This window comes from Corynebacterium sp. L4757 (assembly GCF_043673995.1).
Taxonomy (GTDB): Bacteria; Actinomycetota; Actinomycetes; order Mycobacteriales; family Mycobacteriaceae; genus Corynebacterium.
Window position 1 is genome coordinate 1 of sequence record NZ_JBIMEN010000022.1, and the last position, 12,948, is coordinate 12,948.

The window sequence follows — 12,948 nt, forward strand, 5'->3', positions numbered from 1 at the left end:
ATGCTGGGAAAGGTAATCTGCCACCATGCCACGCAAGACCTACACAGAGGAGTTCAAGCGCGACGCTGTTGCGCTCTACGAGAACTCCCCAGGTGCCTCGCTCAAGACCATCGCCGTGGACCTCGGAATCAACCGTGCCACCCTGCATAACTGGTTGAAAAAGTACGGGACAGGTGCGCGTACCAAAACCCGCACCGCAGAGTCGCCCTCGTCGATGTCGGTGACCGAGGCTGAGCGGATCCGCCAGCTGGAACGGGAAGTCAGCCGCTTACGCGAAGAGCGCGATATCCTGCGAAAGGCTGCTAAATATTTCGCGGAAGAGACGAACTGGTGATCCGCTTCCAGTTCGTTGACGACGCCCAGAAGAACCATTCGGTTAAGCGGTTATGTGACGTGTTGAAACTCAGCAGGTCCTCCTATTACAAATGGAAAAACAGCAGCTCAGCCCGGAGGAAACGACTCATATCCGACGCCATCCTCGGTGCACGGGTCAAGACTGTATTCACTGCCGAAAATGGTTGCTACGGGGCCAAGCGGATTACGGCTGAACTTAAAGACCAGCCGGGTCATGAGCCCGTGAATCACAAGCGGGTTGCGCGGATCATGCGTGAACTCAAACTGTTTGGCTACACCAAGAAACGCAAGGTCACCACCACCGTGTCAGATCAGAAGAAACCAGTGTTCCCTGACCTTGTCGGCCGTAAATTCACTGCCGACAAGCCGAACCAGGTCTACGTCGGTGACATTACCTATCTGCCGATTGCAGATGGGTCGAATATGTACTTGGCTACGGTCATTGATTGCTATTCCCGCCGGCTGGTTGGCTTCGCGATCGCCGATCACATGCGCACATCACTGGTGCAGGATGCGCTGGTGATGGCCAAAGGCCAGCGAGGGAGCATGAAGGAAGCAATTTTCCACTCGGACCACGGCAGTGTGTACACATCGAATGCGTTCCAGGACACCTGCACCCAGTTGGGGATCAGGCAGTCGATGGGATCAATTGGGACCAGTGCGGACAACGCTTTGGCGGAGTCGTTCAACGCGGCCCTGAAGAGGGAAGTCCTTCAAGATTCCAAGACCTTTGCCAACCAGTTGATCTGCCGGCGGGATGTTTTCCGCTGGTGTACCCGTTACAACACGGTGCGCCGACATTCCTGGTGTAAATATCTGGCTCCTGTGGTGTTTGAGGAGCGCTGTCCTGCTATCCTAAGATCTGCTTCTTGATTAAATCCTCCGTGTCCACTTCCCGGGGGTCGGGCCCAGGTAAGTAATATCGCCGACGTAGACTTCATTAGCTGCTACTGCGTTGAAATGACGTTTCACCAAGTCCGGAAACACCGGCTGTACTGCGGCTGGGATTGTGGTGATGACCTTGCGTTTGTTCGTGAAACCATAAAGCTTCATCGAAGACATCACTCGAGCGACTTGTTTGTGGTTAACCGGGGTGGTCGTATTCAGGTGGTCATTAAGCTCAGCGGTGATGCGTTTTGCACCATAGCAGCCGCGTTCGTTGGCGAAGATGGATTTGATCTTAGCTCCCAGGATTGTGTCACTGATTAGGCGGTTGTTCCTGGTCGGGGCAGTCTTTTTCCATTTGTAATACGAGGAGCGATTGATTTTCAACACCTCACATAGCCGCTTAACCGGATAGGTTTTTCGCATGTCATCAACAAACCGGAAGCGGATCACCAGTTTGTCTCTTCCACGAAATATTTAGCTGCTTTACGCAAAATGTCGCGTTCTTCACGCAGTAGTGCGTTTTCCTTCTTTAGCTGTCGGATTTGTTCAGCTTCTGACAAGACTGTTGTTTCATTGGCGCTGGTTGAGGCATGCGCACCGTATTTATTGATCTAATTTTTCAGGGTGATTCGATTAACCCCGAGATCGTTAGCGATCTGTTGGAGTGAGGCTCCATCAGAGTTCTCATACAAGGCGACAGCGTCGCGTTTGAACTCCTCGGAATAGGTCTTAATTGCCATGATCGGTAGGTTACCTTTCTGTCCCAAATTGTTGGGATATTAGGTGTCTACCAAACAGGGGTCAGGTCCGTAGCCAGCGGTGTAGATTTTCAAGCTGTGGTTTCTGATGATTCTCAGAAGAAGGCAATTGAAGCGAGCAATTGGATGGCTTCCGTAGAAGAATGGATGATTGACAAGGGGGTAGCGGAACCTAATTCCTGGTTTGGTTATGTCCCTGCTACGAACGATGTTTATCCGGGGTTTGGTGCGAAAAAGGTGCAAGTAAACATTGCTGGAAGCGTGGAGTTTTGGTGGGTATGCTGCTCTGACATCCTAAACGAGATTGAATCTTTCATAAATAATGAAAAGGGCGCCTTCGTTCGCGGTGCTCAAGTATTTGGAGGTCATAATGCGGTTTAGTGTCAAGTCCAATTTATATGGGCGATGGGGAATTCACGTTGAGTTGGGTGAGTACGATGCAGTCCCCCAACGAATGAAGTGGCATTCGAAGCGACGCCGTTCAAAATAAATCCGGAGGTCGAAGCAGTTGCACTGACTCTGCTCTTCGGGCGTTTCTCCGGCGGAGAGATGGAATTTGCACATAAAGTAGGGCCAAATACAGCAAAGGCGATCCAGCGGTATTTAGAGCCAACAATGGGGTTTATTACCCCTATTGAGTACTATCCCAAGCCACTTCCTCTGGGAACAGAAACAATACGTGTCGATGAGTCTAGTGACTTTTCGATTGTGAAAGTTCGTTTATGTCTTTGAGAGCTGACCATTTTAATGGCGCGATTAAGACTCACACCTCAATGGCTGTGGCAAACAACTCCTTTACACTGAAACAGGATAAACTGGACATTCGGCCCACCCTCGCGTGTGCATTGCTATTTGCAGAGGACCTCGAAGCCTCGTGCTTTGAAGTTCCGAATCATTCAATTGCGAATTTTGACCAGGTCCAGAAGCTACTATCAGCAGTGAGAATCAATCTGGAGCAAGTTGGTTAAGTTGGTCCTTTTACATAGACGTAGCTAGGAGCACCTCTTACAGAAATTTGTGGGTCGAATTTCGTGTCAATGACAGAGAGGGACCGCTACAGGCATAGAAGGCTCCCCGGGAGTTGGACTGAGAAATCAGACACCGACAACTGGGGAGCTTCCTATTTTTGGTAGCGGCACTAGGAAGGAATCCATTCAGAATTCCGATTAGATATCCAATAGTCAAAATTATGAAGCACTTTGAGCTGAGGTCTTTAATTCTGCTGAAACCGAAGAGTTTCGTAGGGGACTCAGTGAAAACCCGGTGGGGCGGGTTCTGCGTTGAACCAGTACGGCGTCCCTGAGCTCGACGGCCGATGTGACCTATTGGCGCCACGGCCGATAGTACCCGCGGCGCCTGTTCCAAGTTTAGTGAATTAAAACGAATAGCGGTCTTAGGCCGTGTGTATCGTAGGATTCGGAATAGTACGGACTGGCGTCGTTGCTGAAGTGCTGGAGCCGTGCAGTTTCCTCGTCATGACCTCCTATAGCCTAGCCATTGCGGACCATTAGCGCAGGCAAAGGAGGCTTTATGGTTCAAAGGCATAATACGAGTCAATGCCATGGACAAGATTTCGAGAACCGCCAAGCATAAAGAACGCAACGGCCAACAACGCGAAATTCTCTTAGTAGCTGCCGCAAAATCAAATTCAGGGTTCCTGATCGGTAAGTGGAAGTAGATTTGCAGGCTCAGACACTCAAGGAAGGGTAGTAATCTAGTTCCAAAGACCCTTGGTATCTATCACAGCTTTGCCCTCGAGCTTTGCAGTGTCGAATTCTTTGAATTCCTTGTGGTCTACGAGGAGAAGGACTACGTCGGCGTCTGCGATTGCTTCTTCGTAGTTCTTGAGCTCAGCATTGACAAACCCCTTGAGACGCTTTGGTAGTTCCTGAACGTTAGGTTCTGCTACGAGGAACTGGATGTTTTCGAGCTCTTCAGCGATGTCAACTGCGATGTTGAGAGCAGGGGACTCACGAAGGTCGTCGATGTCAGCCTTGAATGCAAGACCAAGGACTGCAACCTTGGAAGCGCCGGTCTGCTGAATAGCTTCGTTGACCTTTTTGATTACCCACTGTGGCTTGCCGTCGTTGACCTTGCGTGCAGTGTGGATCAGCTTGGAGTTCTCGGGATCTGAGGAAACAATGAACCAAGGGTCAACTGCGATGCAGTGGCCTCCAACGCCGGGGCCTGGCTGTAAAATATTCACACGTGGGTGGTGGTTTGCAAGAGCAATAAGCTCCCAGACGTTGATGCCGAGGTTGTCGGTGATCAGGGAAAGCTCGTTTGCGAATGCGATATTGACATCGCGGAAAGAGTTCTCAGTCAGCTTTGCCATCTCAGCAGTGACATCGTTAGTCGGAAGCAGCTCAGCTTTGCAGAAAGTGGAGTAAATAGCGGTTGCACGCTGGGTTGCTTCTTCAGTCTGACCGCCGATAATGCGGTCGTTGGTGCGAAGCTCTTCCATTGCCTTGCCTGGCAGGATTCGCTCGGGGCAGTGAGCGAAGTAGACAACTGGCTTGTCTTCTGGGTTCTCTGCACCGTCAGCAACCAAGTCTGGACGCAGTTCCAGAATCTTGTCTGCCATTTTCTTGGTGGTCAGTGGTGGGGATGTGGATTCCAGAATAACGAGCTCGTCACCCTCAAGCTTCGGAGCAATAGCCTCTGCAGCCGAGTAGATGTACTTCATGTCGACGTCGTAGTTCTCGGTGAATGGAGTAGGTACGGCAATGATGTACGCATCTGCATGAACTTGCTCGGTGGTAGCGCGGAAATTGCCGGACTCAACTGCCTGTTTGAGTTCTTTTTCCAAGCCTGGCTCAACGATTGTTACTTCAGCGCGGTTGATGCGTTCGACGTTTGCCGCATTGACATCTACGCCGATGACGTTTACTCCGGAATTGGCCATGACTACTGCAGTTGGTAGGCCGATGTATCCGAGGCCAACGAAGGCAACGGTTGGGTTAGTCATTAGTAAAATCCTCGATTGATTGGCAATAAGACGGAACAACAAATGGAATTGTACTACTTCTTTAGGGCATATGTTTGAGTCGGTATTATCCCGCGGGGTTTGCCCCTCGACTATCCAGCCCCGAGAAAGTTGAAGCTCAAATTGCTCGGAACTGAATGTGCACAGTTTTGACTTGCTGATTGATTATTATTCGGAAGAGAAATTAGGCAATTCCGCTTATATACCTCCGAACCTCTCAATTCGATGTCACGCAGTAAGGGGATGCTTCTCTTGATGAATTCGAGTTTATAAACTATGAGAATCATCCAGGATCAAGCGGGGATACCCAAATTTTGATTTCAAGAGTAATGTACGATTCCTAATATGAAAGTCTTTGTTACTGGCGGTGCTGGATTCATCGGCTCGCATCTTGTTGACCTTCTGTTGGAAAATAGACATGAAGTGGTTGTCTTAGACGACCTCTCCAGCGGAAAATTGACTAATATTCGGGCGCCTCTTGATTCTGGTGCGATTGAATTTGTCCAAGCTGATATTCGAACGGCAGACTACGACGAGTTGTTCAAGAAATATCAGCCGGAGGTTATTTTTTCATTGGCTGCGCAAATTGATGTCCGAAAATCGGTGCAGGATCCGCTCTTCGACGCTGAAACAAATATTCTCAGCATCATCAAAATGGCAGAGGCTGCAAGGAAAAATGGCGTTCGGAAAATCGTCCATACTTCATCAGGTGGATCCATTTACGGAGTCCCAGAAGCTTTCCCAGTGAATGAAGACGCACAGGCAGACCCGCATTCCCCATACGCAGTTTCAAAATTGGCCGGCGAATTCTATTTGAATGCGTTTGGGCATCTGTATGGACTGGAGACAAGCTTCATTGCTCCATCAAACGTGTATGGCCCTCGGCAGAATCCGTTCGGTGAGGCCGGCGTCGTTGCCATTTTTGCTCAGCGACTACTCAATGGTGAGCAGACATCAGTGTTTGGCGGTGGCGCAAACACTAGGGACTACGTCTATGTCAAAGATGTAGCGAACGCCTTTCTTGCAGCCGCAGGCAGTAACGGTAATGGGATGCGGTTCAATATCGGCACCGGAGTCGAAACATCAGATGTTGAATTGCATGCCGCAGTAGCAGAAGCCGTCGGGACTGACCAATCACCACAAGACCAGCCGCCAAGACTTGGAGATTTGCCGCGGTCTAGTCTTGATTCGTCATTAGCAACTCGAGTTCTCAATTGGCAACCTAAAGTGTCTTTAGAAGTAGGTATCGCTGAGACAGTAGAGTACTTCAAGTAGCGGTAGCCTATTGATTCCTGAAACTCTTGCGAGGGGTTGCCTCAGCTGGAAAAATGAACAGCCTGGAGTGTCGCTAAATCTGTCAATGGAATAGTTTGACGGTATGTTGAATACATGACTATTGATCACGATGTTGCTTCACGGTGGGTTAGGACCGTTGTTGTTCCTGCTGCTGGAATGGGAACTAGGTTTTTGCCGGCGACGAAGACTGTGCCGAAAGAGCTGTTGCCGGTGGTAGATACCCCGGGTATTGAGCTTATTGCTGAGGAAGCTGCTGCTGTTGGCGCCGATAGGCTGGCTATTATTACTGCGCCTAATAAGCAGGAGGTCATGCGGCATTTTGAGGCGTTCCCTGATTTGGTTGAAACCCTAGAAGCGCGCGGTAAAGAAACTCAGTCGGCGAAGGTTAAGCGTGCGCATTCTTTGTTGAACCCGATTGCGGTGGAGCAGGAAAAGCCGTTGGGGCTTGGTCATGCTGTTGGGCTTGCGGAATCAGTGTTGGCTGAGGGTGAAGAGTTTTTCGGTGTGATGTTGCCGGATGATATTGTGCTGCCGATGACGGCGATGGAGCAGATGGTTGCAGTGCGTAACAAGCTCGGCGGTTCGGTACTTCTCGCTGTGGAAGTTCCGCGGGAGCAGACCTTCAACTATGGTGTTTTCGATATTCAGGACACCGATGATGAGTCGGTGAAGAAGGTCGTCGGGATGGTGGAAAAGCCGGATCCGGCTGATGCGCCGTCTAATTTGGTGGCTACTGGTCGTTACGTTCTGGATCGCAAGATTTTTGATGCGTTGCGTCGTATCACCCCGGGTAAGGGTGGTGAGCTGCAGTTGACGGATGCGATTGAGTTGCTGATCCAGGAGGGTGAGCCGGTGCATGTTGTGGTGCATTCGGGTACTCGTCATGATTTGGGTAATCCTGGTGGTTATATTCCGGCTAATGTTGATTTTGGTTTGAAGTCGGATGTGTATGGTCCTGCGTTGTATACGCAGTTGAAGAAGATTATTGCTGATTACGAGGCAGAGAAGAGCCTGTAAATTATGCGCTCTGTCGAAATTTCTGGCTTGCGCTAAGTCGGTTGAATCCCAAATTGGCAGCGCTTCTCATTTGGCATTAAAGATTGAAGTGCAATTTGGTCCATATTTCGTATCGATGTGGTCACAACGTACAAAATGCTAGCTCCGGTGTTTTAGTACCGGTGTTCCGGAGACGTGCTACTGGTCGATTCCGGGTCAACGGTACTGAGACTTGCTCCCCGTGGCCCGGCAGGTTTCAGGTGCTTCTGGTAGCAGTCGCATCGGTTGGTAGGGTTGATGCGGCTGGCGAGGTGTCGGCACTTCTACAGAGGAATATGAATGCAGCAGCATACAGACTGCTTAAGTGGTGCTCTCCGAAATGAGCACCTTGTGTTTGGTCTGTGTCAAATTTTGTTGACGGTGAAACTCTTTAGTTTGTTGGTTAGGCCGCTTGTGCGGCGGTTGTCTCAGGTGGGGTCAGAAACTCGTTCATCGCTTTCTTTGGGATTTCATCGGTGCTGGTGTGGATGCGACGACGGTTATTGTAAGCCTCGATCTATTCGCCCACGCTGATTCGTGCTTGGAGATAAACTGTTTGCGCTCGTAATGAGGTTGCCCGCAATTCGTGGACACGTAGTTAAGCTACTTTGGGGTTAAGCAGCGGCTGTCTTTTTATCCAGTTGGGGAGCAATCCGTGATTCGAAGTCGACGGGGCTGATCATTCCAATTGACGAGTGGCTGCGGCGCCGGTTGTAGACGATCTCAATCCAGCGAGCCACAGCATTTCGGGGTCATCTCGGGCTGCCCATTTCTTCCGGTCATAAAACTCGGTCTTCAATGTCGACCAGACGACTGAGAGTGTCTAATGGTTTGTGTGTGAGGGGTTTCCCTTACATGAAGGAGATAAACCATAATGGATTCTGTGGCGAAACGAGACCCGGAAGATTCCGCGAAGATTAAAGCGATCGAGCAAAAACTGCTCGCGAACCCGAAGATAGCCAAGCTCATTGACGAACTCGGATCGACAGCAACGGCCGCCAATGACCTAGTCCGGGGACTGCTGCAAGCTTCGGTCACCCGGGGGTTGGAGGCGGAAATGGATGTCCACCTGGGTTATTCCAAAGGCGATCGTGAGGCCAAAGCGGCTGGTGGTGGCGATGATTATCGCAACGGCTCCTATGTCAAAAAGGTTGATTCGAACTACGGCCCGGTCGATGTTACTGTCCCACGTGATCGGCAGGGCACGTTCTTGCCCACGATGGTGCCGAAAGGCTCACGCAGGTTAACCGATGTCAATGACATGATCATTAGCTTGTATGCCGGTGGCATGATAGTGCGCGATATCCAGCATCATATGGCCACCGCCATGAGAGTTGATATTTCTCATGAAACCATTTCCGCGGTAACAGACGCGGTGCTAGATGAGGTCATGATCTGGCAAAACCGCCAATTAGACGAGTTTTACCCAGTGATATTTCTTGACGCGCTGCGGATGAAAGTTCGCGACGGTGGACGCGTAGTTAACAAGTCCGCCTATTTGGCTATCGGCGTGGATATGGACGGGATCAAACACATCCTGGGTATCTGGTTGGCGACAGAAGAAGGTGCTTCGTTTTGGGCTCATGTGTGCGCGAACCTAGCTACCCGTGGAATCCAGGACGTGTTCATTGTTTGCTGCGACGGGTTGAAGGGCCTACCGGAAGCAGTCGAGGCAACGTGGCCGGATTCGATGGTCCAAACCTGTGTGGTGCATTTAATTCGGGCAGCGAACCGGTCGGTGGCCTACGGCGATCGCAAGGCGGTATCTGCGGCGTTGAAGAAGGTCTATACCGCCCCTGATGAGGCAACCGCACGCGCGGCGTTGAATGAATTCGCCGACTCAGAACTAGGCCACAAATATCCACAGTCGGTGAAAGTCTGGTCTGATGCATGGCAGCGTTTCGTGTCGTTTCTGCAGTTCCCGCCGATGGCCAGGAAGGTCATCTACACGAAAAACTCGATTGAGTCGATGAATAACGAGCTGCGCAAAGCCACCCGTAACCGCGTGCAATTTACCAATGATGATTCCGCGATTAAGACGCTGTGGTTGATGATCTGCAATATTGAGGATAAACGCGCGGCGAAACGCGCAAAACAGGGCAAGAAAGCTGCTGCTACCAGCGGAAGGCTCATCGAGGGACGAAAGGTCACCAACTGGAAACAAGCCATCAACCAAATGGCCGTGGCCTATCCCGAACGATTTACCAACTACCTATAAAACACTAACCCCCGAAAGCCCCACACACAAAATACTTGACACGCTCCTAGTAGATGGCTAGCTTCCGTTCTGTTTCGACAAGCTACAGGTTAGAAGCTTCTGAGCAGCTAAACGTAAAAAGCGCATCGCAAGAAGGAATCTGAGTGCGTGATGGTAAGTTATGTAGGTTGCTGAGAAACAATTGAATATGGACCTGACCCCCGTTTGGTGGACACCTTGCATGGGCCGAAAAATTTGGTGGATGATCGCACTGAGGTATGCCAGACATTCGCAGAGTTTTCGCTTGCGGCAGCAACTCGTCAGGATTCACTAGAGCTTCTTACCGATGCCACCGAGACCAAATCCTTGGAGTAGTTCTCCCTCGCCTAACCTGCATTTCGAGTTTCCTAATTCAGAGATCATGGCTCGTGCGTAGTAGACAGTATCCTAAAGACGCGTCAGTGTAGTTAGAATTCGAACTCAACTACGGAGATACGAAACGGTTCGACAACGTACAATCGGCATCGATCTCAGTCTGTCATTGCGATTCCAATTTACTCAATCTGAATCACTTCAAAACCGATTATCGCAATGCCAATAGTTTGTCCTGAGTTTCAGATTCGGAAACGTTCCTTAGTCGACGCATCATGAGTACGTAATACACGAAACCTAACAACACCCAAACGATTAGAGCAATTAGTGCAGGCGTGGCCAACATTCCCGGCGACCCTGGAATTAACAAAAGTGCAAGAAAACAAACCGCTAAAATACAACCAACTGCGCTGACTACTTGTTGTATCTGTTAGGACCACGGATTTAGTAACACCGTGGTGAGTATCCAGTAACGCCCGGGTGAGTATCGAGTAACACCCGGGCGTTGACTATGCGCCGCTACTGCGTATTGGCTTCGAGGCGCATGTTCGGACCTTCCAGCGTGATGATCTCAGCGCCAACGACAAGCCGATTCAGTATCGACTCGGCGATGACAGCATCCGGGATGGACTTGTACCACTCATCGGGCGTGAACTGGGAGGTGACAATGGTTGATCCCCGGTGTTCACGCTCAGCAAGAATGTTGAGCAGCTGGTGTGCTGTGGCAGCATCAATCGGCGTTGTTAAGAAGTCATCAAGCACGAGTACATCCGCCAGGTGGAGATCTTGAAGAAACTCCATGCGTGCTGCGTCATCATGGCGCAGCACCATCAGCTGGTTAGCCAGGGTGTCTGTGCGGAAGAAACGAGCAGAGTAGTCGTTTCTGCACGCAGCGGTAAGTAGTGCTTGGGCCAGGTAGGTTTTGCCGACGGATGATTTGCCGAGGATGACAATGCTTTGCGCTTTTTGACACCATTGGCAGTGAGCGAGTCTGGTGATTTGCTCTTTGTTGAGGTTGCGGCCGGGTGTGTAGGTGATGTCTTCGATACACGCATCGAGATTTGGCGATCGGGATGCTTTGAGTAATTTGTTGACTCGTCGTTCACGCTTGGCCGCAACTTCTTTATCGAGTGCGTAGAGCACCTTGTCAGAAAAACTCCATGAGTCGAAGATGGGATCTGCTGCAATATCAATCACGGTTCGGCCAAAAGCCGTCATCCGGAGATCGGTAAAGACAGGCAGGATCGATTCATCAAGAAAGCGCGCTGATGCTGACGCTGGTTGTGGCTGTGTCATGACTGCGAAGGTCCTTTCTTCGTGAGGTTTTCCATACTGAACTGGGCAGACCCACCCAGATATGCACCGCGGGTATCGCGTGCGTGTTCCACCGGTGGTGTTTCAGGCGGTGTTGCAGCTGGCAGATCATGGCCTGTCGGGCGGGTTGATTGGTCTTTGCGTACCGCGGCCATCATGTTTTTCACCGCGGTATACGACACAGCCCTCCTGGTGCCATCAGGTGCGATCAGGCGTGCACAGGCTTGTTCCAGAATCACTTTGTTGGCGTGTTTGCCCATATTCAGTACGTTTCGGCACGACTGAAATGCCTGGACAGGGATTGCCTTTGCGCTGATGAGTTCTTCGATGACTGTCCGGGTTGCTGGACCGATCTTGGCTGCTTCACGGTAGAAGTACTCACTGGTCCACAATCCTGTGGTATCAGCCATGTTGGCAGGAATATGATCCACATCGGTGACATAGATCCCACGGGCTTGGGCAAGCCGGTGGGTTGCAACACGCTGCCCGGCATCAAAGACGGTTACTTCATTGCCAGTGATACGTACATCGACAGTCCGGCCGACAAGCTGGTAAGGCACCGAATAACGTGCAGTGTTGACGGTGATGTGGAAGTTGGGGGCGACTTTCGCACGTTTCCATTCGGTATGCTGCCACGGTGTTGTGGGAAGTTCGCCGAGTACATCGTGTTCAAACTCGTCAAAGAGCATCCTTCTGCTGGTGTTGTTACCGCGAAACGGTACCGCGTCATTGATGCCGTCAACCAGGCTGCGGATGCGTGCATTGAGTTCATCGAGCCCAACGCATTGATGCCCGTGGAGGGTGTGGATGACTTTTTGGGTGATGATCTTGACTGCTGCTTCTACATTCGCCTTGTCCTTTGGACGCCGAGCACGAGCAGGCAGCGCGGCAGTGTTGTAGTGCTCAAGGAATTCCTCGTAGGTGGAATTGACCTGCCGGTTGCGGTCAGCAGCACTAATTGCGTGTGATGCTGTCGAAGCATTATCAGGCACGATGACTTCAGCAACCCCGCTGAAGTATTCAAATGCTTGGATATGTGCCCACAGCCACGCTTGTTGTCGCTGGTTCGGGCAAGCACAGGCAAATAACATGCCGGAATACGGTAGTGATGCTACGAAAATGCTGACTTTTGCACCTCGGGCATGGGTTGGGTCGAACAGGCGCATTGCGGTGCCGGCCCAGTCGACTTGCATGGTGTGTCCCGGGGCATGGGTAATGCGTGCTGTAAGTCCTGTGACATCGACGTGTTCAGCAACAAGCTGGCGGAAGCGCTCGTAGCTGTAGTAACGCTGGGATGGGTGGGCTGGTTGGGTGGTGTAGCGGCCCCACAGGACTTGGAGGGTGACTTTGTTGCGGCCGGTGCGTGCTTTGGTCACTGCGTCGAAGTCGATGGGTACGAAGTCGCCTTGGGCAGCACTTCGGCCATCAACAAACCATGTGGCCATTTCTTCGTCGGTAATACCGGCGAGTTGTTCGCAGGTTGTGATCTGGTGTGCCGCTATTGTGTGGCGGGCTTTTTGGACTGTGGTGTGTGAGCATCGCACAGTCGAGCAGATTTGGCGGACGGACCAGCCTTGTAAGACTAGGTCCATCACGGCCCGGTAATCAGTCACGATCGGACTCCTCTGATGATGCCGCGTGCCCTGTTGTCACGCGGTCAGAAGAATCTTCTCCCAAAGCGTTACTCGATACTCACCATTGCGTTATCCGATAGTCACCACGGTGTTACTAGATACCCCCGCGCAACA

9 protein-coding genes and 1 pseudogene are annotated in these 12,948 nt (G+C 51.2%); 6 read left to right on the forward strand and 4 right to left on the reverse strand.

Going from position 1 to position 12,948, the window contains the following annotated elements:
- Window positions 1–25: 25 nt before the first annotated feature.
- A protein-coding gene (locus ACG98I_RS13615; RefSeq protein ID WP_394718078.1) for an IS3 family transposase occupies window positions 26–1,227 on the forward strand; the annotation gives its coding sequence in 2 pieces (ribosomal slippage) (window positions 26–320 and window positions 320–1,227; 1,203 coding nt in all).
- Between the two features lie 36 nt (window positions 1,228–1,263).
- Here ACG98I_RS13615 and ACG98I_RS13620 read toward each other — a convergent pair.
- A pseudogene (locus ACG98I_RS13620) lies at window positions 1,264–1,982 on the reverse strand (IS3 family transposase); the annotation flags it as partial.
- A gap of 96 nt (window positions 1,983–2,078) precedes the next feature.
- Here ACG98I_RS13620 and ACG98I_RS13625 point away from each other — a divergent pair.
- Window positions 2,079–2,381 (forward strand): hypothetical protein, encoded by a 303-nt coding sequence (locus ACG98I_RS13625; protein ID WP_394721097.1) that lies wholly within the window; start codon window positions 2,079–2,081, stop codon window positions 2,379–2,381.
- A 78-nt stretch (window positions 2,382–2,459) separates the two neighbouring features.
- Window positions 2,460–2,732: a hypothetical protein gene (locus ACG98I_RS13630; RefSeq protein WP_394721098.1), complete on the forward strand. Its 273-nt coding sequence runs from the start codon at window positions 2,460–2,462 to the stop codon at window positions 2,730–2,732.
- 982 nt (window positions 2,733–3,714) lie between these two features.
- Here ACG98I_RS13630 and wecC read toward each other — a convergent pair.
- Window positions 3,715–4,968 (reverse strand): UDP-N-acetyl-D-mannosamine dehydrogenase, encoded by a 1,254-nt coding sequence (wecC, locus tag ACG98I_RS13635; protein ID WP_394721099.1) that lies wholly within the window; start codon window positions 4,966–4,968, stop codon window positions 3,715–3,717.
- A gap of 363 nt (window positions 4,969–5,331) precedes the next feature.
- Here wecC and ACG98I_RS13640 point away from each other — a divergent pair, with 363 nt between their 5' ends.
- The 3 genes from ACG98I_RS13640 (at window position 5,332) to ACG98I_RS13650 (ending at window position 9,535) form a co-directional block, all read left to right on the forward strand.
- Complete coding sequence (locus tag ACG98I_RS13640) at window positions 5,332–6,261, forward strand: NAD-dependent epimerase/dehydratase family protein (RefSeq protein WP_394721100.1); 930 nt, start codon at window positions 5,332–5,334, stop codon at window positions 6,259–6,261.
- A gap of 114 nt (window positions 6,262–6,375) precedes the next feature.
- Complete coding sequence (locus tag ACG98I_RS13645) at window positions 6,376–7,299, forward strand: UTP--glucose-1-phosphate uridylyltransferase (protein WP_394721101.1); 924 nt, start codon at window positions 6,376–6,378, stop codon at window positions 7,297–7,299.
- A gap of 892 nt (window positions 7,300–8,191) precedes the next feature.
- Window positions 8,192–9,535 (forward strand): IS256 family transposase, encoded by a 1,344-nt coding sequence (locus ACG98I_RS13650; protein WP_394721102.1) that lies wholly within the window; start codon window positions 8,192–8,194, stop codon window positions 9,533–9,535.
- A gap of 870 nt (window positions 9,536–10,405) precedes the next feature.
- On the opposite strand, the gene ACG98I_RS13655 is transcribed toward ACG98I_RS13650, so the two are convergent.
- Together ACG98I_RS13655 and istA are read right to left on the reverse strand one after the other, a co-directional pair.
- A complete protein-coding gene (locus ACG98I_RS13655) occupies window positions 10,406–11,182 on the reverse strand; it encodes an ATP-binding protein (protein WP_394719293.1) in 777 nt (258 codons plus the stop codon).
- On the reverse strand, window positions 11,179–12,813 hold the full coding sequence (gene istA / locus ACG98I_RS13660; protein WP_394719292.1) for an IS21 family transposase: 1,635 nt from the start codon (window positions 12,811–12,813) through the stop codon (window positions 11,179–11,181). Before istA ends, ACG98I_RS13655 begins: the two co-directional genes overlap by 4 nt.
- Window positions 12,814–12,948 lie beyond the last annotated feature (135 nt).

What these genes read in the sequence shown, in the direction of transcription:
- wecC (WP_394721099.1), bottom strand. Translation starts at nt 4,968, where the DNA reads ATGACTAACCCAACCGTTGCCTTCGTTGGCCTCGGATACATCGGCCTA.
- ACG98I_RS13640 (WP_394721100.1), top strand. Translation starts at nt 5,332, where the DNA reads ATGAAAGTCTTTGTTACTGGCGGTGCTGGATTCATCGGCTCGCATCTT.
- ACG98I_RS13645 (WP_394721101.1), top strand. Translation starts at nt 6,376, where the DNA reads ATGACTATTGATCACGATGTTGCTTCACGGTGGGTTAGGACCGTTGTT.
- ACG98I_RS13650 (WP_394721102.1), top strand. Translation starts at nt 8,192, where the DNA reads ATGGATTCTGTGGCGAAACGAGACCCGGAAGATTCCGCGAAGATTAAA.
- ACG98I_RS13655 (WP_394719293.1), bottom strand. Translation starts at nt 11,182, where the DNA reads ATGACACAGCCACAACCAGCGTCAGCATCAGCGCGCTTTCTTGATGAA.